The organism is Pseudomonas putida (assembly GCF_050990305.1).
In the GTDB taxonomy this organism is placed as follows: domain Bacteria; phylum Pseudomonadota; class Gammaproteobacteria; order Pseudomonadales; family Pseudomonadaceae; genus Aquipseudomonas; species Aquipseudomonas putida_AH.
The window spans coordinates 5,851,208-5,875,872 of the sequence record NZ_CP158817.1 but is presented as its reverse complement, the minus strand read 5'-3'; the positions used below and the strand labels follow the sequence as shown (position 1 = coordinate 5,875,872).

The 24,665-nt window shown below is 61.2% G+C and carries 28 protein-coding genes; 16 read left to right on the top strand and 12 right to left on the bottom strand.

The window, feature by feature from the left end; all coding sequences use genetic code 11:
* Positions 1 to 287: 287 nt before the first annotated feature.
* Together ABTV22_RS26735 and ABTV22_RS26730 are read left to right on the top strand one after the other, a co-directional pair.
* Positions 288 to 1,172: a sugar nucleotide-binding protein gene (locus ABTV22_RS26735; RefSeq protein WP_433737358.1), complete on the top strand. Its 885-nt coding sequence runs from the start codon at positions 288 to 290 to the stop codon at positions 1,170 to 1,172.
* Positions 1,165 to 2,094: an NAD-dependent epimerase/dehydratase family protein gene (locus tag ABTV22_RS26730; protein ID WP_433737357.1), complete on the top strand. Its 930-nt coding sequence runs from the start codon at positions 1,165 to 1,167 to the stop codon at positions 2,092 to 2,094. The genes ABTV22_RS26735 and ABTV22_RS26730 overlap by 8 nt, the downstream gene beginning before the upstream one ends.
* A 232-nt stretch (positions 2,095 to 2,326) precedes the next feature.
* On the opposite strand, the gene ABTV22_RS26725 is transcribed toward ABTV22_RS26730, so the two are convergent.
* The 5 genes from ABTV22_RS26725 to ABTV22_RS26705 form a co-directional block, all read right to left on the bottom strand.
* Positions 2,327 to 3,025, bottom strand: a complete 699-nt coding sequence (locus ABTV22_RS26725) for an OmpW/AlkL family protein (protein WP_433737356.1) — start codon at positions 3,023 to 3,025, stop codon at positions 2,327 to 2,329.
* Between the two features lie 209 nt (positions 3,026 to 3,234).
* Complete coding sequence (locus ABTV22_RS26720) at positions 3,235 to 3,753, bottom strand: DUF3299 domain-containing protein (protein WP_433737355.1); 519 nt, start codon at positions 3,751 to 3,753, stop codon at positions 3,235 to 3,237.
* Positions 3,754 to 3,764: 11 nt separating this feature from the next.
* Positions 3,765 to 5,030, bottom strand: a complete 1,266-nt coding sequence (locus tag ABTV22_RS26715; protein ID WP_433737354.1) for an ABC transporter permease — start codon at positions 5,028 to 5,030, stop codon at positions 3,765 to 3,767.
* Between the two features lies 1 nt (position 5,031).
* The gene (locus tag ABTV22_RS26710) at positions 5,032 to 5,742 is read right to left on the bottom strand and encodes an ABC transporter ATP-binding protein (protein WP_433737353.1); all 711 of its coding nucleotides are present in this window, start codon (positions 5,740 to 5,742) and stop codon (positions 5,032 to 5,034) included.
* A gap of 127 nt (positions 5,743 to 5,869) precedes the next feature.
* Positions 5,870 to 6,457 (bottom strand): DUF2796 domain-containing protein, encoded by a 588-nt coding sequence (locus ABTV22_RS26705; protein ID WP_433737352.1) that lies wholly within the window; start codon positions 6,455 to 6,457, stop codon positions 5,870 to 5,872.
* A 135-nt stretch (positions 6,458 to 6,592) separates the two neighbouring features.
* Here ABTV22_RS26705 and ABTV22_RS26700 point away from each other — a divergent pair, with 135 nt between their 5' ends.
* On the top strand, positions 6,593 to 6,934 hold the full coding sequence (locus ABTV22_RS26700) for a hypothetical protein (RefSeq protein WP_433737351.1): 342 nt from the start codon (positions 6,593 to 6,595) through the stop codon (positions 6,932 to 6,934).
* A 75-nt stretch (positions 6,935 to 7,009) separates the two neighbouring features.
* On the opposite strand, the gene trxA is transcribed toward ABTV22_RS26700, so the two are convergent.
* The 3 genes from trxA to ABTV22_RS26685 form a co-directional block, all read right to left on the bottom strand.
* Positions 7,010 to 7,882 (bottom strand): thioredoxin, encoded by an 873-nt coding sequence (gene trxA, locus ABTV22_RS26695; RefSeq protein ID WP_433737350.1) that lies wholly within the window; start codon positions 7,880 to 7,882, stop codon positions 7,010 to 7,012.
* 172 nt (positions 7,883 to 8,054) lie between these two features.
* Entirely contained in the window at positions 8,055 to 8,711 is a 657-nt protein-coding gene (locus tag ABTV22_RS26690) for a class I SAM-dependent methyltransferase (RefSeq protein ID WP_433737349.1), read from the bottom strand.
* The gene (locus tag ABTV22_RS26685) at positions 8,708 to 9,172 is read right to left on the bottom strand and encodes a YbaY family lipoprotein (RefSeq protein ID WP_433737348.1); all 465 of its coding nucleotides are present in this window, start codon (positions 9,170 to 9,172) and stop codon (positions 8,708 to 8,710) included. The genes ABTV22_RS26690 and ABTV22_RS26685 overlap by 4 nt, the downstream gene beginning before the upstream one ends.
* Positions 9,173 to 9,289: 117 nt before the next feature.
* On the opposite strand from ABTV22_RS26685, the gene nrdR reads away from it, so the two are divergent.
* From nrdR to ABTV22_RS26625, 12 genes are all read left to right on the top strand, one after another.
* Entirely contained in the window at positions 9,290 to 9,754 is a 465-nt protein-coding gene (gene nrdR / locus ABTV22_RS26680; protein WP_162634909.1) for a transcriptional regulator NrdR, read from the top strand.
* Positions 9,751 to 10,884, top strand: coding sequence for a bifunctional diaminohydroxyphosphoribosylaminopyrimidine deaminase/5-amino-6-(5-phosphoribosylamino)uracil reductase RibD (ribD, locus tag ABTV22_RS26675; protein ID WP_433737347.1), 1,134 nt, complete (start codon positions 9,751 to 9,753; stop codon positions 10,882 to 10,884). The genes nrdR and ribD overlap by 4 nt, the downstream gene beginning before the upstream one ends.
* 47 nt (positions 10,885 to 10,931) lie before the next feature.
* Entirely contained in the window at positions 10,932 to 11,597 is a 666-nt protein-coding gene (locus ABTV22_RS26670; protein ID WP_093229746.1) for a riboflavin synthase, read from the top strand.
* A 16-nt stretch (positions 11,598 to 11,613) separates the two neighbouring features.
* Positions 11,614 to 12,705 (top strand): bifunctional 3,4-dihydroxy-2-butanone-4-phosphate synthase/GTP cyclohydrolase II, encoded by a 1,092-nt coding sequence (gene ribBA, locus ABTV22_RS26665; RefSeq protein WP_433737346.1) that lies wholly within the window; start codon positions 11,614 to 11,616, stop codon positions 12,703 to 12,705.
* 234 nt (positions 12,706 to 12,939) lie between these two features.
* Complete coding sequence (gene ribH, locus ABTV22_RS26660; protein WP_003228649.1) at positions 12,940 to 13,416, top strand: 6,7-dimethyl-8-ribityllumazine synthase; 477 nt, start codon at positions 12,940 to 12,942, stop codon at positions 13,414 to 13,416.
* Entirely contained in the window at positions 13,413 to 13,913 is a 501-nt protein-coding gene (gene nusB / locus ABTV22_RS26655; protein ID WP_095197200.1) for a transcription antitermination factor NusB, read from the top strand. Before ribH ends, nusB begins: the two co-directional genes overlap by 4 nt.
* Positions 13,914 to 13,941: 28 nt before the next feature.
* Positions 13,942 to 14,907, top strand: a complete 966-nt coding sequence (thiL, locus tag ABTV22_RS26650; RefSeq protein ID WP_433737345.1) for a thiamine-phosphate kinase — start codon at positions 13,942 to 13,944, stop codon at positions 14,905 to 14,907.
* Complete coding sequence (locus tag ABTV22_RS26645) at positions 14,904 to 15,407, top strand: phosphatidylglycerophosphatase A family protein (protein WP_433737344.1); 504 nt, start codon at positions 14,904 to 14,906, stop codon at positions 15,405 to 15,407. The genes thiL and ABTV22_RS26645 overlap by 4 nt, the downstream gene beginning before the upstream one ends.
* A 53-nt stretch (positions 15,408 to 15,460) precedes the next feature.
* A complete protein-coding gene (locus tag ABTV22_RS26640) occupies positions 15,461 to 16,198 on the top strand; it encodes a substrate-binding periplasmic protein (protein WP_433737343.1) in 738 nt (245 codons plus the stop codon).
* Positions 16,199 to 16,418: 220 nt separating this feature from the next.
* On the top strand, positions 16,419 to 17,036 hold the full coding sequence (gene ribA, locus ABTV22_RS26635) for a GTP cyclohydrolase II (RefSeq protein WP_150701643.1): 618 nt from the start codon (positions 16,419 to 16,421) through the stop codon (positions 17,034 to 17,036).
* A complete protein-coding gene (locus ABTV22_RS26630; protein ID WP_433737342.1) occupies positions 17,033 to 17,452 on the top strand; it encodes an MFS transporter in 420 nt (139 codons plus the stop codon). Before ribA ends, ABTV22_RS26630 begins: the two co-directional genes overlap by 4 nt.
* Positions 17,452 to 18,252, top strand: coding sequence for a cobalamin-binding protein (locus ABTV22_RS26625; RefSeq protein WP_433737341.1), 801 nt, complete (start codon positions 17,452 to 17,454; stop codon positions 18,250 to 18,252). The genes ABTV22_RS26630 and ABTV22_RS26625 overlap by 1 nt, the downstream gene beginning before the upstream one ends.
* Before the next feature lie 112 nt (positions 18,253 to 18,364).
* On the opposite strand, the gene ABTV22_RS26620 is transcribed toward ABTV22_RS26625, so the two are convergent.
* The 4 genes from ABTV22_RS26620 to ABTV22_RS26605 all read right to left on the bottom strand — a co-directional run bounded on the left by ABTV22_RS26620 (position 18,365) and on the right by ABTV22_RS26605 (position 23,480).
* Positions 18,365 to 20,248: a TonB-dependent receptor domain-containing protein gene (locus ABTV22_RS26620; protein ID WP_433737340.1), complete on the bottom strand. Its 1,884-nt coding sequence runs from the start codon at positions 20,246 to 20,248 to the stop codon at positions 18,365 to 18,367.
* 115 nt (positions 20,249 to 20,363) lie between these two features.
* Positions 20,364 to 22,262, bottom strand: a complete 1,899-nt coding sequence (gene dxs, locus ABTV22_RS26615) for a 1-deoxy-D-xylulose-5-phosphate synthase (RefSeq protein WP_433737339.1) — start codon at positions 22,260 to 22,262, stop codon at positions 20,364 to 20,366.
* 91 nt (positions 22,263 to 22,353) lie between these two features.
* Positions 22,354 to 23,241: a (2E,6E)-farnesyl diphosphate synthase gene (gene ispA / locus ABTV22_RS26610; protein ID WP_433737338.1), complete on the bottom strand. Its 888-nt coding sequence runs from the start codon at positions 23,239 to 23,241 to the stop codon at positions 22,354 to 22,356.
* On the bottom strand, positions 23,238 to 23,480 hold the full coding sequence (locus ABTV22_RS26605) for an exodeoxyribonuclease VII small subunit (RefSeq protein ID WP_007894317.1): 243 nt from the start codon (positions 23,478 to 23,480) through the stop codon (positions 23,238 to 23,240). Before ABTV22_RS26605 ends, ispA begins: the two co-directional genes overlap by 4 nt.
* Before the next feature lie 377 nt (positions 23,481 to 23,857).
* On the opposite strand from ABTV22_RS26605, the gene ABTV22_RS26600 reads away from it, so the two are divergent.
* Positions 23,858 to 24,646 carry a YfaP family protein gene (locus tag ABTV22_RS26600; RefSeq protein ID WP_433737337.1) on the top strand — a complete coding sequence of 263 codons (789 nt, stop codon included), beginning with the start codon at positions 23,858 to 23,860 and terminating at the stop codon, positions 24,644 to 24,646.
* Positions 24,647 to 24,665 lie beyond the last annotated feature (19 nt).

Below are 24,665 nucleotides of genomic sequence, written 5' to 3'. Positions count from 1 at the left end.
GGGGCCAGTTATGCGGGGGAGGGCGCGAAGATGCAAGTACCGCTCAAGACCTTTGCAGGCCATTCGGGCCTCTTCGCGGGCGAGCCTCGCTCCTACAGGTGCACGCAGGCCATCCGTAGGAGCGAGGCTTGCCCGCGATAGGGCATTGGAAGCACCTCATAATCGGTGCATCTACACTTTACGGATGACGGTTGCGCACTAAACCCGCAAAATGCAACGATTCCGACAACTATCGACGACGTTGTCGATTAACCTTTTGTTTCCATCAGACTGGGCCTGCTGACTCTATGCGAATGCGCCTTATGTTACTGGGCGGCGGAAATGCCCTTGGGCAGGCGCTGATTCGCCTCGGTGCGGAGGAAGACATCGGCTTCCTCGCCCCCCGCCCGCCGCAAGACGGTTGGGACGCCGCGAGCCTGACGCAACTGCTCGACGACACCCGCCCGGACGCGCTGATCAACCTTGCCTACTACTTCGACTGGTTCCAGGCCGAAACGGTCAGCGAGCAGCGTCTGGCCGGACAGGAGCGGGCGGTGGAGCGCCTGGCCGAGCTGTGCCAGCACCACAATATCGTTTTGCTGCAGCCTTCGAGTTATCGCGTTTTCGACGGCTCCCGTGCCACCGCCTACAGCGAAAAAGATGAACCGGTACCGCTGGGTTTGCGCGGCCAGTCCCTGTGGCGCATTGAGCAAAGCGTGCGCGCCACCTGTCCGCAGCATGTGCTGTTGCGTTTCGGCTGGCTGCTCGATGACAGCCCAGAGGGCGCCCTCGGCCGTTTCCTCGGTCGGGCCGAACAACCTGAAGCGTTGCTGATGGCCGACGATCGCCGGGGCAACCCGACGCCCGTTGACGACGCCGCCCGGGTGATCATTTCGGTCCTCAAACAACTCGATTGCTCAGCGCCATTGTGGGGCACTTACCACTACGCCGGGCACGAAGCGACCACGCCGCTGGCGTTGGGCCAGGCGATCCTCACCGAGGCGCGCGCGCTGCATCAGCTGGCCATCGAAGCACCGACCGCCCAGGCTCACGCCGCGCGCCCGGACGCCGCCGAAGAGCCGCAACACGCGGTATTGGCCTGCAAGAAAATTCTTCATACCTTCGGGATCAAGCCGCGCGCCTGGCGTGCCGCGCTTCCCGGCTTACTGGACAGGTTCTATCGCCATGGTTGACGGCCCCGTTCTGATCACCGGCGGCGCCGGCTTCATCGGATCACACCTGACCGATGCCTTGCTCGCCAAGGGCCATTCGGTGCGCATTCTTGATGACCTGTCCACCGGCAAACGCAGCAATCTGCCGCTGGATAACCCCAAGGTCGAATTGATCGTTGGCGACGTCGCCGATGCCGCGCTGGTGGTACGGGCGATGGCCGGTTGCAGTGCCGTGGCGCACCTGGCGGCCGTGGCCTCGGTGCAGGCCTCGGTGGACGATCCGGTGAAGACGCACCAGAGCAATTTCATCGGTTCGCTGAACATCTGTGAGGCCATGCGCCTGGCCGGGGTGAAGCGTGTGTTGTTTGCCTCCAGTGCGGCGGTGTATGGCAACAATGGCGAAGGCGAGTCGATCGATGAAGACACGCCCAAGTCGCCCTTGACGCCGTATGCATCAGACAAACTGGCGAGCGAGCATTACTTCGATTTCTACCGGCGCCAGCATGCCTTGGAACCGGTGATTTTCCGCTTCTTCAACATCTTCGGCCCGCGTCAGGATCCCTCTTCGCCGTACTCCGGCGTGATCAGCATTTTCAGCGAGCGCGCACAGAAAGGCCTGCCGATCACAGTGTTCGGCGACGGTGAGCAAACCCGGGATTTTGTCTACGTCGAAGACCTGGTCGACCTGCTGGTGCAAGCCATTGAGAAGCCACAGGTGGACGTCGGTGCGGTCAATGTCGGCTGGAACCAGGCGACGAGTCTCAAGCAGATGCTTGAAGCACTGAGTGCGGTAGTCGGTGATCTGCCCCCGGTCAGTTATGGCCCGGCACGTTCGGGTGATATCCGTCATTCGCGGGCGAACAACCAACGTTTGTTGGCGCGTTTTACGCTTCCACAGCAGACATCGATGAGTGTCGGGCTGGCGCGATTGCTGGGGCGATGAGATTCTCACACCAACAAAAAAGGCGCCCTGTGAGGCGCCTTTTTCATGGGCATCGCGTATTGAATATGTGGCGAGGGAGCTTGCTCCCGCTCGACTGCGCAGCAGTCGTAAATCCAGTCACTGCGGATTTTCTGATTCACCGCTTTATGCTGATCCTGGGGCTGCTTCGCAGCCCAGCGGGAGCAAGCTCCCTCGCCACAATTGCCCGCAGTCACCACCACGTGATTGCTCGTTAGAACTTGTAACCCAGGCCCACCATGTAGACGAACGGATCCACATCCACGTTTACCCGTGCGCGGGTACCTGGAGCGATCGAATTGTTTTCCACCGTCGCGCGGGTATCGATGTCGATGTAGCGTACCTGGCCGTTGATCATCACGTTGTCGGTCAGCATGTAGTCGGCACCGACTTGCCAGGCCATGCCCCAGGAGTTTTCCGCCTTGAAGTTGCTGAATCCGGCGGCACTGGCTTCGCTGCCGACGTGTTCGTCGTAGATCCAGGTGTAGTTGATACCGGCACCGACGTACGGTTGAAAGTCCGATTTCCCACCCAAGGGGTAGTACACCACGCTCAGGGTCGGCGGCAGCTGTTTGAGGGAGCCGAGTTTGCCATTGGCGGCGCTCAGGGCTGTGCCCTTGAGTTTCACGTCATGCTCGAACGGAGTGGCTGCCAGCAGTTCGATACCCCAGTTGTCGGTGATCATGTAGGCGAAGTTCAGACCCAACTGGGTGTCGCTGCTCACAGTCGCCTTGCCACCCAGATCGGCGCCGCTCAGGGGACCCTGATCGACCTTGACGGAGGAGCTGTCGGAGTCCGGGTTGACGGTAATTGCACCGGCACGAAGGATGATGTCACCGGCTTCGTGAGCGTGTGCGAGCGGGGCTGCGAGCGCGAGGGCAACCAGCGAGGCGCCGAGCAGGGGCTTGTTCATGGGAGCTCCAAAGGACGTTAAAAATTTTGATGTCCAATGGTAAGGCGGCTAACGATTCGGTCTGTTGATTCAGCTCAAGGAAACGGTGATAGGGTTAAAAGATCGCAGCCTTCGGCAGCTCCTACGTTAGGCGTGTGTTAACCCGATCCTGTAGGAGCTGCCGAAGGCTGCGATCTTGACGGGGGTAATTTCACAAATGATTGCCAGATTCACTCCGGCAATTCATACATATAAATCTTGTCCGCCTCCATCTGATACCCGGCATCCGCCAACTCGCTGGAGGATGCCTTGACCTGCATCGCGCCTTCGACCCAGTACGGCTGATACAACTCGTCGACCTTTACGCCCACTTCGCTTTTGACATGCACGATCTGGTTCGACGGCGGTGGTGGTACGTGGATGCAGGCCCCGAAATACGGCACCAACAGAAACTCCGTGGTGCGTCCTTCTTCGCTCACTTCCAGCGGTACGATGTACCCAGGCAAGCGAATATTCTGGCCATCGAGGGCCTTGACCACCGGTGCGTTGGGCATGTCTTGCCTGGCCGCTGGCGCCGATTCGGCGGACAAGGCATCGCTCATCTTCGACAGGTCATGCAGCGGCGTCATGTTCGGCACTTGCGCCGGGGCGTCCGGCGGAATCATTTCCGACCAGGTCAGCTCTTTCGGCTCGGCGGCCCACAGCGGCAGGGCGACCAGCATCAACAGCGCAAAGACAGCGCGGGGCATTTTCAACATCCTCATAAACGGATCGACAGGCCATCGGCCAAGGATTGGCGATAAGCGCGCCAGGCCGGCACGCTGCCCATCAGCAGCGCGGCGGTCAGGATGCCAGCCAGCAGCGTCCATTCATACTCGCTTGGCCACGCCAGCGGCAGAAACAGGCCGTAATTGGCTTGCACGTAACCCTGTGCGGCGGCGATGCCCACATACAGCAACACAACTCCGGCGACCACGCCCGCCAACGCCAGGGCGAACGCCTCCAGCACCAGCAATGTCGCGATGTGCCACGGACGCGCACCCACCGAACGCAAAATCGCCATCTCGCGACGGCGTTCATTGAGGCTGGTGAGAATCGCCGTGAGCATGCCAATCAATCCGGTCAGCACCACGAACAGCGACACCACGAACAAGGCTTTTTCCGCGGTGCTCATCAGGCTCCACAGCTCTTGCAGTGCCACGCCGGGGAGAATCGCCAGCATCGGCTCGCCACGGAATTCGTTGATTTCACGCTGCACGGCAAATGTCGAAATCTTGTTGTTGAGGCCGAGCATGAACGCGGTGATCGCTTGCGGCGTCAGGTCCATGTTGCGCGCCTGATCGGCAGTGATCCGCCCCTCGCCACGGGCCGGTACGCCGTTGTGCCAGTCGATGTGGATCGCTTCCATGCCACCGAGGCTGATGTGCAGTGTGCGATCCACCGGAGTGCCGGTGCGTTTGAGGATGCCGACCACGGTGAACGGCTTGTCGTCATGTTTGACCAGGCTGATTGCCGCCACACCGTGGGCCAGTACGAGTTTGTCGCCGAGTTTGTAGTGCAGCGCCTGCGCCACTTCGGCGCCGAGTACCACTTCGAACGGGTCGGTTTCGAAAGCACGGCCATCGGCCAGTTCCAGGTGTTGCTGGCGGCCGTACTGATAGTGCTCGAAGTAAGCCTCGGTGGTGCCCATCACCCGATAGCCGCGATGGGAATCGCCGAGGGACATCGGAATTGCCCACTTCACTTTCGGGTTGCTGGCGAAGTGTTCGAAGCTGTCCCAACGGATGTTGTTGGTGGCATTGCCGATGCGAAACACCGAGTACAGCAACAGGTTCACGGAGCCTGAGCGTGCGCCGACGATCAAATCGGTGCCGCTGATGGTGCTGGCGAAGCTGGCCTTGGCTTCGGTGCGCACCCGCTCCACGGCCAGCAGCAGGCAGACCGACAGGGCGATGGCGAACGCGGTGAGAATCGCGGTGAAGCGGCGGTTAGCCAGGCTGGCCATGGCTAGACGAAACAAATACATCTCAGACCTCTGCGGACGTGGCGGCGCGATTGAGTTCGGCCAGCGACAGGTGGCGATCGAACAGCGGGGCCAGGCTCTGGTCATGGCTGACGAACAGCAGGCTCGAGCCGGCCTCACGGCATTCGGCGAACAGCAGGCGTATGAAGTTTTCCCGGGCGTCGTAATCCAGGGCGGACGTGGGTTCGTCGGCGATCACCAGTTCCGGTTGACCGATCAGGGCGCGGGCGGCGGCGACCCGCTGCTGCTGACCGATGGACAGCGAGTCGGCACGGCGGCCGAGAATGTGTTCATCCTTCAAACCTAGATGAGCCAACAACGTAGTCGCCGCTTTATCGATGCTGCCATGGCGCTGTTTCGCCCGTGCGGCGCGCAGTTTCGAGAAGTGGCAGGGCAGTTCGACGTTCTCGCGCACCGATAGAAACGGCAGCAGGTTGAACTGCTGGAAGATGTAACCGGTGTGATCGACGCGAAAGTGGTCGCGGGCACCGGCGGACAGCTGTGTCAGTTCCTGGCCGAGCAGGCGGATGCTACCGCGATCGGGCTTCTGCACACCGCCCAGCAGGCCGAGCAGGGTGGTCTTGCCGCTGCCGCTGGGGCCTTTGAGGAACAGGGTTTCCCCGGGTTCCAGGCGAAAGGCCGGGATATCCAGCAGCGGCGGGTGACCGGGCCAGCTGAAGCCCAGGTCGGACAGTTCGATGAGTGCTTGGGTCATTTAACCGATTCGCGAATGTTGATGACCTGTAGGAGCCGGCTTGCTGGCGATGAACGATGACGCGGTTTGACTCATAGACCGCGATGACCCATCGCCAGCAAGCCGGCTCCTACAGCAATAGGGTGGATCAGAATTTCAGGGCAGCTGCCTTGGCGGTGACTTCAACCCCTTGCTGCCCGCTCGGGCCGATCAGTTGTACCTGAATTGTCCGGGTCGCCGGGAATGTGTTGAAAATATTCGCCAGGTCCAAGGTTTTGAGTGCGGCAGGAGCGGAGCAGGTGAACTGGTAGTGGGCGTGGATTTCGCTGTGGTCGTGGTGATGCTCGTCCTTGGCGTCTTCGTCGTGATCGTCATCATCGGCGTCGGGTTTGTCGCCAAAAAGTGGGCTCTTGAGCGCCTGATCCGCCACCACGCACCTCGCGGCATCTGGCAGGTTGAACAGTGCCTGCGGATTTTCCAGCTGCGTGCGGGCTGCGACGACCTTGGCCTTGTCGGCCTCGGTTGTCGCAACATGTTCGAAACCCACCAGGTTCATCGCCGGGCTTTCCAGCTCCAGCTCCAGGGTCTGACCGTCCAGCGCCGCGTTCAGGCGTCCAACACCGTGTTCATGGGCGCTGAGGCTGCCGTGCTCATGATCGTGATCATGCTCGTCAGCGGCATGGGCGACAGCCAGCGGCAACAAGGCAAACGGCAAGGCGAGCAGCAGACGACGCATGGCAAAACTCCGAAAAGTAAAATGAAAGAAATGTTATGTAATCTTATAACGTTGTTGCGCGAAGTTTGACTGCCTGCTTGGCGATGCACAAGCCCCATGGGAGCATGCAGTGAAGAAATGTGCGGGAGCAGACCTATGTTGCGAATTCGCGGAAGCATCGGCGATTGGCCGGTGGACTTGACGCTGGAAATGGATGACGCCGATTGGGCGCGGCTGGGTGCGCAGATCCAGGTAGAAAAAACCGAAGTCAGTGCAGCACCGGCCAAACCGCTGAATCAGGATGATGCGCTGTGGCAGATCGCCAGGGACCTGCTGCGCAAGGCCGGGCAATTGAGCGGGCCGGATTTGCTGGAACAACTGGAAGGGCTGACCGGCAATGCGGTATCGGGCAAACGTCTGTTGGTGCGCTTGCGCCATAGTGCGGATGTGAAGGTCGAGAGCGGCGCGGATACGCCGATTTACCGCTGGATCGAATAACCGTAGGAGCCGGCTTGCTGGCGATGGCGTCCGTGAGATCACCATCGCCAGCAAGCCGGCTCCTACAGAGGGTGTTCAATACAACGCGGCAAACAACTTGCGGCGGTAGGTGGTCACCAGCGGGTGATCGTTACCCAGCAGTTCGAACACCTGCAGCAAGGTCTTATGCGGCAGACCTTCGTTGTAGCTGCGATTGCGCATGAACAGTTTGAGCAAGCTGTCCAGTGCCGCGTCGTACTGCTGGCGAGCCAGTTGCTGAACCGCCAGTTGATAGACCGCTTCGTCGTCCTGCGGGTTTTTCGCCAGCCTGGCTTTCAGGTCAGCGGCGTCCGGCAAGTCCTTGGCTTGGCCAAGAAACTGGATCTGCGCCTTGGCACCGGCCAGGGCGGCCTTGTGCTCATCCGTCTTGACCGCATCGAGCACGGCTTGCGCTTCACCCAGCTCACCGCGTTCGGTCAGGCAGCGCGCATAAAGGATCAGCGCCTTGGCATTGGTGTTGTCCTCGCCCAACAATACTTTGAGGATCGCTTCGGCATCGGCGAAACGGCTGTCGTCGAACAGCGCCTGGGCCTGTTCGAACGGATCGGCGGCGGTTGGTGGCGGCATCTGGACATGGGGTTCGAGCAGGGCACGAACGGCTGACTCCGGCTGCGCACCGGCAAAGCCATCGACGGGCTGACCGTCCTTGAACAACACCACGGTCGGCAGGCTGCGGATACCGAAACGGGCGACGATGTCTTGCTCGATGTCACAGTTGACCTTGGCCAGCAGCAACTCGCCCTGATAGCTCTCGGCAATCGTCTGCAGCATCGGCATCAGCACTTTGCACGGCGCACACCATTCGGCCCAGAAATCCACCAGCACCGGTTTGTGGAAGGAATTCTCGATCACCGACTGGTCGAAATCGGCAGTCGTGGCGTCGAAGATGTACGGCGTTTGCTGACTCATGGGGGATCTCTTGGAAACGTGAATGGGGCAACTATACGGCTTGGTGGGGTGTGGCCGGAAGGGTGGCCAGCCCGACAGATTGTCTTCGCGGGCAAGCCTCGCTCCTACAGGTTTACGCCAATTTCAATAACGACGCTGAACCCGTAGGAGCGAGGCTTGCCCGCGAAGCTTTTCAGCTACGCCGCGCGTGATACAGGCTCACATGCCGAAATTCTTCGGGCTCACACAAATCCGGCAGGGTCATGGCTTCGAGCATTTCGATGCGCCGGTACAGCGGATGGCGGAAATCCCGTACCCGCGAATCCGCCACCAACGCTTCTCGGCCACGGCTGAGAAACTCATCGAGCAACGGCAGGTTGGCCCGGTCGTACAGCACGTCAGCGACAAGGATCAGATCAAAGCGGTCGGCCTCGGCGAAAAAATCCGTCGAGTAGTTCAGCTGTACGTCATTGAGTTCGGCATTCGCCCGGCAGGCCGCAATCGCCAGCGGGTCCAGGTCACAGGCCACCACTTCCAGTGCCCCGGCTTTCACCGCAGCAATCCCTGCCACGCCGGAGCCGGCGCCGAAATCCAGCACCCGCTTGCCTTTGACCCATTCAGGGAATTGGGCGAGGTAGCGGGCCACCGCCAGGCCGCTGGCCCAGCAGAAACTCCAGTAGGGCGGTTCATGCAGGATGCGTCGGGTTTCTTCCGGGCTGAAGGCGCGGTCCATGTTGTCGCCGTCGATCAGCCACAACTTCAGGTCGGTGTCCGGCAGATCGCAGGCCACCAGGCGCGCATCGCCGAGCAGTTCGCTCAAGGCCTGCTGCAGGTCGAGCGGTGTACTCATGGGGCTTTGACGAATTGCAATTGGCCCAGTGCCTGGGTCGTGGGTTGCGTGATCCGTTGCGACGGCAGATGCAGGATCAATTGGCCGGACTGGCTGGCGCGACCCCGCAGCTCAACCCGTTCGCCGACCGGAAAGGCGTCCGGGTTGAAGCGCAGGTGAAACGGCAGCACTTGATTGGTGCCAATCAGGTTGGCACTGGCTAGCAGCTGTTGCGGGCGGTCTTTTTCATCGATCACCAGCAAGGCCAGCTCGACTTCGGCGCCTTCGGGCACGCCCTGCAACGTACCGCTCAGTTCACGTTGATAGGCTGGCAACGGACCGAGGTTGGCCGACTCCCTGGCTTTCTTCTGCGCTTGTTGCGATGCAGGGCCTGGCGTCGGCGGCTGAGGCTGGGGCGCATCGCTGCTGCAGGCCACCAACAGGCTGAAAAGACTGAGCAAAATGAGCGGTCTAGGGGACATTTACGGCTCCAGCAAGGTGTAGTCCATTATAGCCAGTCTGTATACCGCAAACCCTATGGCTTGTCTTGCCACCGGGATGCGCTACCATGGCCCTCCCTTTTTTTGTTGCCTGCCACCATGCACTGTCCCTTCTGCGGTGCCAACGACACCAAGGTCATCGACTCGCGTCTGGTCGCCGAGGGCGAACAGGTGCGCCGCCGGCGTGAATGCCTGGCCTGCGGCGAACGTTTCACGACGTTCGAAACCGCTGAATTGGTGTTGCCGCGCCTGATCAAAACCGACGGCAGTCGCCAGCCGTTCGACGAAGAAAAACTCCGCGCCGGCATGCAGCGTGCGCTGGAGAAGCGCCCGGTGAGTGTCGAGCGCCTCGAATCGTCGCTGGTGCACATCAAACACAAACTGCGCGCCACCGGCGAGCGCGAGGTCAAGTCCCTCGTGGTCGGTGAATTGGTGATGACCGAGCTGAAGAAGCTCGACGAAGTTGCCTACATCCGTTTCGCCTCGGTGTATCGCCGCTTCCAGGATCTCAACGAGTTCCGCGAAGAGATCGATCGCCTGGCCCGTGAGCCGGAGAAAGAATGACCACGCCTGCAGAGCAAGCCATCCTCGACGCCCACTATATGGCCCGCGCGCTGGAACTGGCGCGCAAGGGGCACTACACGACGCATCCCAATCCACGGGTCGGTTGCGTGATCGTGCGTGACGGGCAGGTGGTCGGCGAAGGCTGGCATGTGCGCGCCGGTGAACCCCATGCCGAAGTCCACGCGTTGCGTGCTGCGGGTGAATTGGCCCGCGGCGCCACGGCCTACGTGACCCTTGAACCGTGCAGCCACTACGGTCGCACGCCGCCTTGCGCCGACGCGCTGGTCAATGCCGGCGTTGCACGGGTCGTGGCGGCGATGCAGGACCCGAACCCGGAAGTCGCCGGGCGTGGCCTGCAACGCCTGGAACAGGCCGGCATCGCCACCGAAAGCGGTGTGCTGGAGGGCGAAGCACGCAAGCTCAATCAGGGTTTCTTGAAGCGTATGGAACACGGCTTACCTTTCGTAAGGGTCAAGCTGGCCATGAGCCTGGACGGTCGCACGGCGATGGAAAGCGGCGAGAGCCAGTGGATCACCGGCCCGGCGGCGCGTTCGGCGGTGCAGCGTTTGCGAGCCCAAGCCAGTGTGGTGCTGACCGGCGCCGACACGGTGCTGGCCGACAACGCCCGTTTGACTGTGCGCGCCGATGAGTTGGGCCTGGATGCCGAGCAAACCGCGCTGGCCATGAGCCGTCCGCCGTTGCGCGTGCTGGTCGATGGCCGTCTGCGCGTGCCGCTGGATGCACCGTTCTTCAAGGCCGGCCCGGCGCTGGTCGCGACATGCGTGGCGGTCGAGGAACAATACGCTACTGGCCCGGAATGCCTGATCGTGCCCGGTTACGACGGCCAGGTTGATTTGCGTCAGTTGTTGATCGAGCTCGCCAACCGTGGCGTCAACGAGGTGTTGGTCGAGGCCGGTCCACGGCTGGCTGGCGCTTTCGCTCAGCTCGGCCTGGTGGATGAGTTCCAAATTTTCATCGCCGGCAAGTTGTTGGGCTCCTCGGCGCGACCCCTACTGGATTGGCCGCTCGCGCAAATGAAGGACGCGCCCGAGCTTAAAATCACCGAAATTCGCGCGGTGGGCGATGACTGGCGAGTCACTGCCATTCCTTCATCGGCAGCGAGCGTATAATTTCCGGCCATCGCTATAGCGCTGGCTCTGTTCTCGAGGAGAACCTCATGTTCACCGGCATCATCGAATCGATCGGCAGTATCCGTGCATTGACCCCAAAAGGTGGAGACGTGCGGGTCCATGTAGAAACCGGCAAGCTCGACCTGAGCGACGTCAAACTGGGCGACAGCATCGCGGTCAACGGCGTGTGCCTGACTGCTGTTGAATTGCCGGGCAACGGCTTCGCGGCGGACGTCAGCCGTGAAACCCTCGACTGCACCGCCATGAACGACCTGAAAAGCGGCAGCCCGGTCAATCTTGAAAAAGCCCTGACCCCGACCACACGCCTGGGCGGCCATTTGGTCAGCGGCCATGTCGATGGCGTGGGCGAAGTGGTTGCCCGCACCGAGAACGCGCGAGCCGTGGAGTTCCGCATCCGCGCGCCGAAAGAACTGGCCAAGTACATCGCCCATAAAGGCTCGATCACCGTCGATGGCACCAGCCTGACCGTGAACGCAGTCGATGGCGCCGAGTTCCTGCTGACCATCATTCCGCACACCTTGAGCGAAACCATCATGGCGTCGTACCAGCCGGGTCGCCGGGTGAACCTGGAAGTGGACTTGCTGGCCCGTTACCTGGAGCGCCTGCTGTTGGGCGACAAAGCGGCTGAACCTGCAGCTGGCAGCACCATTACCGAAAGCTTTCTGGCCGCCAACGGCTATCTCAAATCCTGACTGAAGGGGGTGCCTTGTGGCGCTCAATAGCATCGAAGAACTGGTTGAAGACATCCGCCAAGGCAAGATGGTCATCCTCATGGATGACGAAGACCGCGAGAACGAAGGCGACCTGATCATGGCCGCCGAGTGCTGTCAGGCCGAACACATCAATTTCATGGCCAAGCACGCCCGTGGCCTGATCTGCATGCCAATGACCCGCGAACGCTGCGAAACGCTGAAGCTGCCGCTGATGGCGCCGCGCAACGGTTCCGGTTTCGGCACCAAGTTCACCGTGTCGATCGAAGCGGCTACCGGCGTCACCACCGGCATTTCCGCCGCTGACCGTGCCCGCACCGTGCAAGCGGCTGCCGCCCGTGATGCCAAGGCCGAAGACATTGTCAGCCCTGGCCACATTTTTCCGCTGATGGCCCAGGCCGGCGGTACCCTGGCCCGTGCCGGCCACACCGAAGCGGCCTGCGACCTGGCGCGCATGGCGGGTTTCGAGCCGAGCGGCGTGATCTGTGAAGTGATGAACGACGACGGCACCATGTCCCGTCGCGCCGAACTGGAAGCTTTCGCCGCCGAACACAACATCAAGATCGGCACCATTGCCGACCTGATTCACTACCGGATGATCCACGAACGTACCGTTCAGCGGATTGCCGAGCAGCCTTTGGACAGCGAACTGGGCCAATTCAAGCTGGTGACCTATCGTGATGCCGTGGAAGGCGACGTGCACATGGCCCTGACCCTGGGCAACATCTGCGCCGAAGAACCGACCCTGGTGCGGGTGCACAACATGGACCCGCTGCGTGACCTGTTGATGGTCAAGCAACCAGGCCGCTGGAGCCTGCGCGCCGCTATGTCCGCGGTTGCAGAGGCCGGCAGCGGTGTGGTGCTGTTGCTCGGTCACCCGTTGGATGGCGATGTATTGCTGGCGCACATTCGCGAAACCGCCGATCACGCGGCCGTGAAAAAACCGACCACCTACAGCACTGTGGGAGCCGGTTCGCAAATCCTGCGTGACCTGGGTGTGCGCAAAATGCGCCTGATGTCGGCACCGATGAAGTTCAATGCGATATCCGGTTTCGATCTGGAAGTTGTAGAATACGTGCCCTCCGAATAATGACTCGGAGATTCGTATTGCTGGCGTAGATCCGTTGTGGTGAGGGGATTTATCCCCGTTGGACTGCGTAGCAGTCCCAAAATAGGGGCCGCTGCGCAGCCCAACGGGGATAAATCCCCTCGCCACAGGGGTGTAATCAAGCGGCAATGCGGTTTTTTCCGGTCATGTATTCGTGGCTAATATCACTGAGGGACGCGTACGAGACGCGTCCCGGCTCTTTAAGAGATCTATCGAATGACCCTGAAGACCATCGAAGGTACCTTCATCGCCCCTAAAGGCCGCTACGCTCTGGTAGTGGGCCGTTTCAACAGCTTCGTCGTTGAAAGCCTGGTCAGCGGTGCAGTTGATGCCCTGGTTCGCCATGGCGTGAGCGAAAGCGACATCACCATCATCCGTGCCCCTGGCGCCTTCGAAATCCCGCTGGTTGCGCAAAAAGTCGCTCAGAAGGGCGAGTTCGCGGCAATCATCGCCCTGGGCGCGGTCATTCGTGGCGGTACTCCGCACTTCGAATACGTGGCGGGTGAATGCACCAAGGGCCTGGCCCAGGTGTCCATGGAGTTCGGCGTACCGGTCGCTTTCGGCGTCCTGACCGTTGATTCCATCGAGCAAGCCATCGAACGTTCCGGCACCAAGGCCGGTAACAAAGGTGCTGAAGCTGCCCTGTCCGCTCTGGAAATGGTCAGCCTGCTGGCGCAGTTGGAGGCCAAGTGATTAGCGACGAAAGCGATCGTTTCAACCCGCGCGATCCAAAGCCTGCGGATGCCGGCAAGCCATCGAAAAGCGCCAAGCGTCGCGAAGCCCGTCAGCTCGCGACCCAGGCACTGTACCAATGGCACATGGCCAAGCAGTCGCTGAACGAGATCGAAGCGCAGTTCCGGGTCGATAACGATTTCACCGATGTCGATGGCGCCTACTTCCGCGAAATCCTGCACGGGGTTCCGCAGTTCAAGACCGAAATCGACACCGCACTCAAGCCCTGCCTGGACTTGACCATCGAAGAGCTGGACCCGGTTGAACTGGCGGTTCTGCGCCTGTCCACCTGGGAACTGCTCAAGCGCGTCGATGTGCCGTACCGCGTTGTGATCAACGAAGGTATCGAACTGGCCAAGGTTTTCGGTTCCACCGATGGCCACAAGTTCGTCAACGGTGTGCTCGACAAGCTGGCTCCGCGTCTGCGTGAAGCTGAAGTGAAGGCATTCAAGCGCTGATTGGCGCTTGTCATGTCCGCACCAAGCCATGGGCGAGTTTGAGCTGATCCGCAATTTCTTCGCCGCCGCGCCCTGTGCGCAGGGCGGCGAAGGCGTTGCTCTCGGGATTGGCGATGACTGCGCCTTGCTGGCTGTTCCCCCGGGGGAACAGTTGGCGATTTCCACTGACACCCTCGTGGCCGGTGTGCATTTCGCAGATCCCTGCGACCCGTTTCTGCTCGGTCAGCGCTCGCTGGCTGTAGCGGTCAGCGACTTGGCCGCCATGGGCGCCACGCCTGTTGCCTTTACCCTCGCCCTGACCTTGCCGGCGGTGACCACCGACTGGCTGCAAGCCTATGCCCGTGGTTTGAACCATATGGCGCAAAGCTGCGGGGTGGCGTTGGTGGGCGGCGATACCACGCGCGGGCCGCTAAGTCTGACCATGACCGTGTTCGGTCGGGTGCCGGGCGGTCTGGCGTTAACCCGCAGCTGTGCGCAGCCGGGTGACTTGTTGTGTGTCGGCGGCGAATTGGGCAATGCGGCCGGAGCCTTGCCGCTGGTGCTGGGCCAGCGTACGGCCGAGGCGGCCATCGCCGAGCCTCTGCTGGCACATTACTGGTCGCCGCAACCACAGTTGGCGTTGGGTCAGGCGCTGCGAGGTAAAGCGACCTCGGCGATGGATATCTCCGACGGCCTGCTCGCCGATTGCGGACACATCGCCCTGGCATCGAACGTCGGCCTGCAGGTCGAGCTTGAACGCTTGCCGCTGTCGGCCGCGCTGAGGGCTTTTCTCGGTCAGGCGGGGGCGCAAAGTGCCGCACTCAGTGGCGGTGACGATTACGTTCTGGTCTTCACCCTACCGTCCGTCGAGTTGCCGTCATTGCTGGCCGACGGCTGGCCGATACAGGTCATCGGGCGCGTAGTGAGCGGGCAGGGCGTGACGCTGCTGGATGCGGACGGACAAGACATCACCCCGCAAACCCGGGGTTATCAACATTTTCGGGAGACACCGTGACAGACCATCCCAAGCAAGTCCCGGCGGAAAACGTACCGCCGTCGGTCTGGCACAATCCATGGCATTTTCTGGCGTTCGGCTTCGGCTCGGGGACCTTGCCAAAGGCACCGGGCACCTGGGGGTCGTTAGTTGCGCTACCCTTTATCCCGCTATGGCAAATGTTGCCCGATTGGGGTTACTGGCTGATGCTGGGCGTCACCATGCTGTTCGGCTTCTGGCTGTGCGGCAAGGTGGCCGACGATTTGCGTGTGCACGATCACGAAGGCATCGTCTGGGACGAGATGGTCGGGATGTGGATCACCTTGTGGCTGGTGCCGGAAGGCTGGCAATGGCTGTTGGCGGGATTCTTGATGTTCCGCTTCTTCGATATTCTCAAACCGTGGCCGATTCGCTGGATCGACCGGCATGTACACGGTGGCGTCGGGATCATGCTCGATGACGTTCTGGCCGGCGTGTTTGCCTGGCTGGCGATGCAGGGGCTGGTGAGGATTTTCGCCTGATCGGAGTGGTCATGAGGCGATAAGCAGGAGCGCTTTCACTGGGAGAACTAAGGATGGCTCGACGCGGGTTGATGGTGATGGTGTTCGCCTTGTTCTGCTCGCTTGCGCAGGCAGAAGACGCGGCGACGATGCCATCGGTGATTCACCTGGCCAGTGAAGAATGGGAAGACTACACCGCAGCCGATGGTCACGGCCTGGGCTGGGATGTACTGCGCAAGGTCTTTGAACCGGCGGGCGTCAAGCTGGACATCCGCACCGAGCCCTACTTGCGTTCAATGGGCCTGGCCGAACGTGGCGAAGTGGATGCCTGTGTCGGCTCTTATCACGAGGAGTCCGTTGAACTGCTCTACCCGCACTGGAATTTCGATACCGATCATATCTATGCGCTGGGCCTGGCCAGCAGTCCGGTGCCGACGCCGGAAACCCTGGGCAATTATCGATTGGCCTGGGTGCGTGGCTACGATTACCAGGATTACCTGCCCAACATTCGTCACTATGACGAAGTGATTCGGCGCACCGGCATCGTCTCGATGCTGAAGCACAACCGCGCCGACTTCTACATCGATGCGCTGACCGAGGTCGACTACGTCCTCAACCGGGCCAAGGATCCGTCCCAGTTGCGCCGTACCCATATTGCCGAGTTGCCGCTGTACCTGTGTTTTGCCAAGACGCCCCAGGCCCGTACGCTGATGGCGCTGTTTGATGAGCGCATGGAGGTCTTGGTGAAGAGCGGCGAATTGAAGCCTATCTTCGAGCACTGGCAGCAGCCGTATCCGTTTGACGACAAGTGAACGCGGCCCTTGTAGGAGCTGCCGCAGGCTGCGATCTTTTGCTCTTAAAAAATCAAGATCAAAAGATCGCAGCCTTCGGCAGCTCCTACCTTGGTTGTATTTGGCCGAATATCAAACTTTTTGATAGTTATCGCCGATAATTCAGCCTAAGCACCTGCCGGAACCTGCTGTTACAATGCGGGCCTGCGAATCTTCAGACTTTTAGATCAGGAGCACACCGGTGCCTGTCGTTTTTGTCGCCGCTTCCAAGCTGCCAACGCCTTTTGCGCAATTCACCATGCACGGCTTTCTCGATGAAGCTACCGGCCGCGAGCACGTTGTGCTGAGCCTGGGTGAGATCGCCGACGGTGCTCCGGTACTCGGCCGGTTGCACTCCGAATGCCTGACCGGCGATGCCTTGTTCAGCCAGCGTTGCGACTGCGGCTCGCAACTGGAGGCCGCGTTGCAGGCCATCGCCCGTGAAGGCCGTGGCGTATTGCTTTACTTGCGCCAGGAGGGCCGTGGCATCGGCCTGCTGAACAAGATCCGTGCCTACGAATTGCAGGACGGCGGCGCCGACACCGTTGAAGCCAACGAACGCCTGGGCTTTGCCGCCGACCAGCGTGACTACGCCATGTGCCTGCCGATGCTGGAGCACCTGGGGGTGAAATCCCTGCGCCTGATGACAAACAACCCGCGCAAGGTCAAAGCCATGACCGACATGGGCATCGTCGTCGCTGAGCGCGTACCGCTGCACACCGGGCACAACCCGCACAACAAACTCTACCTGGCGACCAAGGCCAGCAAGCTGGACCACATGATGGGCAACGAGCATCAGGGCGAGGTAGACCGGGCGTGACCCGTGGTCAGGTGCGGCGGCGACTGGCCGTCAACTGGTGGCAATACCTGGCATTGGCCTTGTTGCCGCTGTTCGTGATCAATGGTGTGTTCGGCCAGGGCGAAGCCATTCTGCCGGTGCTGGCGATGCCGTTGTTCATCGCCGGCGTTGCGTCGATGTTTGTCAGCCTGAAATTCTTTGGCCGCTACAAACACGCGTTGATTGCCACCCAGAAAGCCCTCGACACCCCTGAAGAGCCTGCCGCGTGGATCAGCCTGGCTGCCAAACGACGCGCGGCGTTCCTTGTCGCCGGCCTGCCGGCTTGGATCGGTGCATTGGCGGTGTTTGTCGGCCTTGAAGCCGTGCCGTTGATGTTGCTGGCACTGTCGACCGCCGTGTTGTTCTACCTCTACCGTATTCCGCGTCAACTCGGTTGATGCGTCCATTCTGGCTGGCGTTTTTACTGCTGGCCGCCAGTGGTTCGGCCGTCGCGGTCGAACGGGTGGTCAGCCTGGCGCCGTCACTCTCGGAAATCGTTGTCGAACTGGGTTCAGCCGACCTGCTGGTCGGTGTTCTGGATGCCGGTGATCGTCCGACCGAACTCCAGAACCTGCCTTCCGTTGGCCGCTACGGTCAATTGGACATGGAGCGCCTGCTCAGCCTCAAACCCGATTTGCTGCTGCTTTGGCCGGGTAGTGTGGGCCCGGCGCAGCGCGACCAACTCCAGCGCCTGAACATCCCAACGTTTGTCGCCGAGCCACACGACTTTGCCCAACTCACCGTACAGATCGAGGCGATTGCCACGCAACTCGGGCGACCTGAGCGTGGCGTCGCACTGGCCGCCGATTTGCGCCAGCGTCTGGCCGAGCTGCGTCAGCGATATCATCGGGATCAGCCATTGCGGGTGTTCTATCAGGTCTGGGATCGGCCGCTGTACACCGTTGGCGGTGGGCAGATCATCAGCGATGCGCTGGACATCTGCGGGGGGCGCAACGTGTTTGCCGACCTGACGCTGCCGGCACCGCAGGTCAGCATTGAGGCGGTTTTGCAGCGCAATCCCGAGGTGATCCTGGCCAGTGATCAGGTCCAGCTCGATGCGTGGAAGGCCTGGCCTCAAGTCGAGGCGGTGGTTCGCAAGCAGCTTTTGTTGGTGACCGATAAAGGCCTGGAGCGGCCTAGCGGACAGATGGTCGAGGCGACTGCCAAATTGTGCCAACTGATCGCGCCTGAGCGCTGAGATAGCGGCGTCTGCAATCGCGGGCAAGCCTCGCTCCTACGGGTTACGCGCAAACTCTGTAGGAGCGAGGCTTGCCCGCGAAGAGGCCCGCGTTAACACTGATGACCTTAGGTCAGATCTCGGGCGTCCAGGTCACCCCGAACATCCACGCCCGACCTTCCTCGCGATACCCATACTGATTGCCTTCATGGCTGTACAACACTCGGCTGTAATCTTTGTCCAGCAGGTTATCCACCTTCAGCTCCAGCTTGATCTCGCGATTGAGCTCCCAACTGCTGCGCAACCCCAATAAGGCATAGCCACCCAAGGGTTGTTGATTGTTCAAGTCGTCATAACTGCTGCTGACAGCCTGCCAACTGGCGCCGAGACCCAGGCGATCAAACTGTCGATCCACATCCAGACTCAGGGTACGACGCGCGCGGCGGGCCAGGGTATGCCCTGTGTCGCGGTCGCGCGGGTCGATGATCGCCACGCCAAGATTGCTCTGCCAACCGAACAATTGCTGTTTCAACGCCGCTTCAAATCCGTTGATCCGCGCCGAAGCGACGTTTTCCGGACGTGAGTTGCTGCCGAATATGATCGCGTCTTTCAGGTCCGTTCGGTACAGCGAGGCCTCCAGGCGGCTGTCTTCGGTCAATTGGCTGCGCCATTGCAGCTCATAGCTTTTCGAGGTTTCGGGCTTGAGGTCCGGGTTGCTGAAGTCTGGGTAGTACAGGTCGTTGAAGGTCGGTGCGCGGAAGCCTTCGCTGTAAGTCAGCAGCACATCGTTATCCGGATTCAGCGGCAGGGTGAAGGTGCCGCTCCAGCTGTTCTGGCCACCGAATTGCTGGTTCTGGTCGCGGCGCAAGCCCAGCTCAGTGGAAAAACTGTCGGTGCGGTAGCGATGCTGAACGAAAGCAGCGCGGTTCCAGCGGCTGTCTTCGTCGAAGGTCGTGCTGCTGTTGACCCGGTCCTCGTACCAGTCGCCGCCCAGGAGCAGGCTATTGCGCTCATCCAGTTTCAGGTCGTTCTGCCAACTGACCGAATCACGGTAGGTGTTGAACACGCTGCGTTCATCGCTGAGCTTATCGAAGGTCTCCTCGCGGTTTTCGCTGTGGCCGAATTCCACGCGGGTTTTCCACAGGTCGTTAACCCGTGCATCGATATAACTGCTCAGACTGCTGACGTCGAATTCGCTGTAGGGCTGCTGTTGGACGGACTCGAAGGTATTGAGGTCAAAGCGGCCGAACGGGTTGTCGAATTCGCTTTTGCCACGGTTATCGAGCAGGTTGGCGCCGATTTCGATGTCGTCGTTCACGGCATGGCTGAGGCTCAGGCTAAACGACTTGTTGCGGTAGGCGTCGTGGTCGCCATCGCTGGGATAGGACTGGTGGGTGCGGTTGATCCCGGCGGTTTCATCAAGGCTGGCGCCGAGGTTGAAGCGGGTCTGTTCATCACCGCCAGACAAGCCAAGGCTGCGTTCCCAGGTCTGGTTGCTGCCAACGCCCACGTGCAGCTGCGGTCGCAACCCAGGCTCGCTGCCGCGACGAGTGAAGATCTGGATCACGCCGCCAATCGCATCGCTGCCATAAATCACCGAACGTGAGCCGCGCAGCACTTCCACGCGCTCGACCTGTTCGATGTTGATGTGCTGCAGGTTACTGTCGCCGGAGGTCGAATTGCCGATTCGCTGGCCGTCCACCAGCACCAGGCTTTGCGCCGATTGCGTACCACGGATGTAAACCCCCGGCAGACTGCCGCGCCCACCGGTTTGCGCGATTTGCACGCCTGGTACCCGGCGCAGCAGATCGGTGACGCTGTTGGGTTGCAGGCGATCAATGTCTTCGCGGGTAAACACGGTGTTGGCGGCGCTGCTGTCGTTGCGGGCTTCGACCTGGCGGTTGGCGCTGATCAGTACGTCTGGCAGTTTCAGGGCCTGGTCGCGTTCGAAGGTGTCGGCCAGCAGCGGACCCGACGGCAGAAGGGCCAGCGTCAGGGCGAGGGGGGAGAGTTTCATGGTTTATTCGCAGGAATCGGTGGGCGCACAGTCTTTGTAGGAGCCGGCTTGCTGGCGATGGCGTCCTCAAGGGCGCTATCGCCAGCAAGCCGGCTCCTACAACAGGGTGTTGCGTTTAAATGTTGAGCAGTTGCAGGCGCTCGCGAATCGACGCTTCGATTCCGGCTTCATCCAACCCACATTCGGCCAGCATCTGCGCAGGCTTGGCGTGTTCGACGTAGATATCCGGCAAGCCCAGGTGCAGTACCGACTTGAGGATGTTTTCCCGGGCGAGGAACTCGCTGACCGCGCCACCCGCACCGCCCATGATCGCGTTCTCTTCGACGGTCACCAGCAGTTCGTGGCTGGCGGCGATTTCACGCACCAAATCTTCATCGAGGGGTTTGACGAAGCGCATGTCGACCACGGTGGCATCCAGCGTCTCGGCGACTTTCAATGCCTCGGCCAGTTGCACGCCGAACACCAGCAGGGCGACTTTGCTGCCCCGGCGGCGAACCACGCCTTTGCCGATTTCGATCGGTTCGAGGTCTTTCTCGATGGTCGCGTTCGGGCCGTTTCCGCGTGGGTAGCGCACTGCTGCCGGGCCTTCGTACAGGTGACCGGTGGTGAGCATTTTGCGCAGTTCGTTTTCGTCGCTCGGGGTCATCACCAGCATGCCGGGGATGCAACGCAGGAACGACAGGTCGAAACTGCCGGCATGGGTCGGGCCGTCTTCGCCTACCAGGCCAGCGCGGTCGATGGCGAACAGTACGTCGAGGTTTTGCACCGCCACGTCATGCACCAACTGATCGTAACCACGTTGCAGGAACGTCGAGTAGATCGCCACCACCGGTTTGGCGCCTTCGCAGGCCATGCCGGCGGCGAGGGTTACGGCGTGCTGCTCGGCAATCGCCACGTCGAAGTAGCGCAGCGGGAAGCGCTCGCTGAAGGCTACGAGGTCGGAGCCTTCCTTCATTGCCGGGGTAATCCCGACCAAGCGCGGATCGACAGCGGCCATGTCACACAGCCACTCGCCGAACACGCCGGAGTACTTCGGTCCACTGGCCTTTTTCGGCGCGGCGGCCGGGGCGTTCAGCGGTTCGAGCTTGGTGATGGCGTGGTAGCCGATCGGGTCGACTTCCGCCGGGGCGAAACCTTTGCCTTTCTTGGTGACGACATGCAGGAACTGCGGGCCTTTCAGATCGCGCATGTTGCGCAGGGTGGCGATCAGGGTCGGCAGGTCGTGGCCATCGATCGGGCCAATGTAGTTCCAGCCCAGTTCTTCGAACAGCGTGCCGGGCACCAGCATGCCTTTTGCGTATTCTTCGGTGCGACGGGCGATTTCCCAGGCGCCGGGCAGCCGCGACAGCACTTTCTTACTGCCTTCGCGCATGCTCGCGTAAGTGCGGCTGGAAAGGATCTTCGCCAGATAATTCGACAAGCCACCGACGTTGCGCGAGATCGACATGTCGTTATCGTTGAGGATCACCAGCATGTTGGCGTCCACTTCCGGCGCGTGGTTCAGCGCCTCGAACGCCATGCCGGCGGTCAGGGCACCGTCGCCGATCACGGCAATCGCCTTGCGATCGCTGTTTTGCAGGCGGGCGGCAATCGCCATGCCCAGCGCGGCGCTGATCGAGGTGCTGGAGTGGCCGACGCCAAAGGTGTCGTATTCGCTTTCGGACCGGCGCGGGAACGCGGCGATGCCGTCCTTCTGGCGCAGAGTGCCCATACGGTCGCGGCGACCGGTGAGGATCTTGTGCGGATAGGCTTGATGACCCACGTCCCACACCAGCCGGTCGTCCGGGGTGTCGAACACGTAATGCAGCGCGATGGTCAGCTCGATCACGCCCAGGCCGGCACCGAAATGCCCACCGGTCTGACCGACCGTGTAGAGCAATTCCAGGCGCAACTCATCGGCCAGGGTTTCCAGCTCGGCTTCGCCTAACCGGCGCAGGCCGTCCGGCGTATTCGCGCGGTCGAGCAGGGGCGTGGTCGGGCGCTTGCGGGGAATCTCATGAAACGTCGTGGGCATCAGGCGAATCGTTATAGGTATAAAAGATGCGGCAGTTTACCTGATGCATCGGTCCCTGCCCACGCGTTGGTCTTTTTTGGCGGATACGCCGTCAGTTGCGGCGCTCGACGATATACCGGGCCAGATCGCGCAAGGGCTCGGCGGCCGCGTCAAACGGTCGCAGCGCGTGCAGCGCCTGATCGCGCAGCTCCAGGGCGTAGGCCTTGGCAGCGTCGAGGCCGAGCAAGGCCGGGTAGGTCGGCTTGTCGCGGGCAATGTCGGCGCCCTGGCGTTTGCCCAGGGTTTGGGTATCGCTTTCGACGTCGAGAATGTCGTCCTGGACCTGGAACGCCAGGCCGATGGCCTGTGCATAAGTCTGCAGGGATTGGAGTTCGTTGTTCTCGGCACGGCCACTGGCCAGGGCGCCGAGTTTGACACTGGCTTCGATCAACGCGCCGGTCTTGTGCCGGTGCATGTATTCGAGCGCCTTCTGATCGAGCTTCAGGCCGACCGAACCAAGGTCGATGGCCTGGCCGCCGACCATGCCCGCCGGTCCCGCGGCTTGTGCCAGGGCGGTGACCATCTCAAGGCGAATCTGCGCGTCGGTGTTGCTCAGGCGTGGGTCGAGCAGGGCGCTGAAAGCCAGGCTCTGCAAACCGTCGCCGGCAAGGATTGCGCAAGCTTCGTCGAATTTCTTGTGGGTGGTGGGTTGGCCGCGACGCAGATCGTCGTCGTCCATTGCCGGCAAGTCATCGTGCACCAGGGAGTAGGCGTGAATCAGTTCCACCGCGCAGGCCGCACCGTTGGCTTGCTCAGCCTTGCCACCCAGCGCTTCGCAGGCGGCGTAGGCCAGCAGTGGACGCACGCGTTTGCCACCGTTCATCACGCTGTAGCGCATGGCTTCGTACAGCCGCGCCAGCTCGGGGCCCGGTGCAGTGAATAGGGTTTCCAGGGCGGCGTTGACCCGGGCCTGGCTGGTCGCCGAATACGCCGCAATCATTCTGGTTGATCCGCGTCGAAGGGTTCCTCGGCCAACTCGCCATCACGCTCGAGCAGCACCTGAACCTTTTGCTCGGCCTGGGCCAGTGCCGCCTGGCAATCGCGGGTCAGGCCGATGCCTTGCTCGAAAGCGGTCAGCGAGTCTTCCAGCGACAATTCACCGTTCTCCAGACGCTCCACCAGCGTTTGCAGGTCGGCGAGGGACTGTTCGAAATCCAGTGCAGCTTTTTTGCGGGCCATGGCGGCGATTTCCGGTAGACGTTAAACCGGCGCGACACTAGCAGATAGGGGGTTTATGGGCAAATGAGCGGGGGATTTCGGCCACCGTTTCCTGGGCGGACCGGAACTGTGGCGAGGGGATTTAGCGAAACGTCGCACCGCCACAAAATAAGGAACGAACCTGACACCACGAATTATTCGGCTCACTACCCATCAACAATCGTGAATCGGACCACAATGTAGGACGTATCTGATTGTTAGGAGCGGATGGACTGTCTAACCTTCGCGCCATCGACGACCCACTCTTCACGGGTCTTTCAGACGAAACGCAGTTTTCATCTCTGTAACGCGCCGAGGATCAGGCGCAAGGTTTCGTCAGGCATGGCAGGAGGCATCACATGCGTGCATTTCTTTTACTGCTGATCGGTTGGGTCTGTGCACCGGTTCTGGCGGCGCCCAGTGCCGAGTTGTCGGAACCGGTGGGCGGCTGGCGCTTCAACGGGTTGCTGGACCGCACCGAAAACCCGCAGGTCGCCTATCCCACGCCACCCATCGACCGTGGCGTGCAGCGCAATCGCACGATGATCCAGGGTCAGCTCAAGGCCATCGGTACGCAACGGGGTCCCCACACCCTGGCAGTCAACGGTAATCCACTGAACCTGTACACCGACGATCAAGGCCGTTTCGCCCGGCCCTACGCGTTCGGCGCTGGCTCCAACAGTGTCGAGGTGCGAAGTGCCGAAGGCCATTCGCTCAAGCGCGTTCAATTCTATGAGGCCAACAACCTGCGCACCCCCGCGAGGATTCGCCTGGTGCTGGGTTGGGACGATCCGAAAGCCGAACTCGACCTGCACATTATTACGCCCGATGGTCAGCACGCCTTTTGGGCGCAACCTGCGATGAGCAACGGTGGCGGCCTCGATCCGGATGGTGTCGACGGTCCCGGACCGGAAATGTTCACCATGACCGCACCGTTACACGGTACCTATCTGGTTTACGTGAACTATTGGGGCAACTTCGGCAGCGGCGGCTATAACTTCGATGAGACCAGCAACCAGAATGAGGTGATCACCTCGCAGATCAACCTGGTGCTCAACGAAAACACCGTCGACGAGAAACGCGAGACTTTCATCGTGCCCCTGCGCGCGATTGGCGACTTGCTGCTGGTCAAGACTTTCAACTATTAAGCATCCCGCACCACGGATG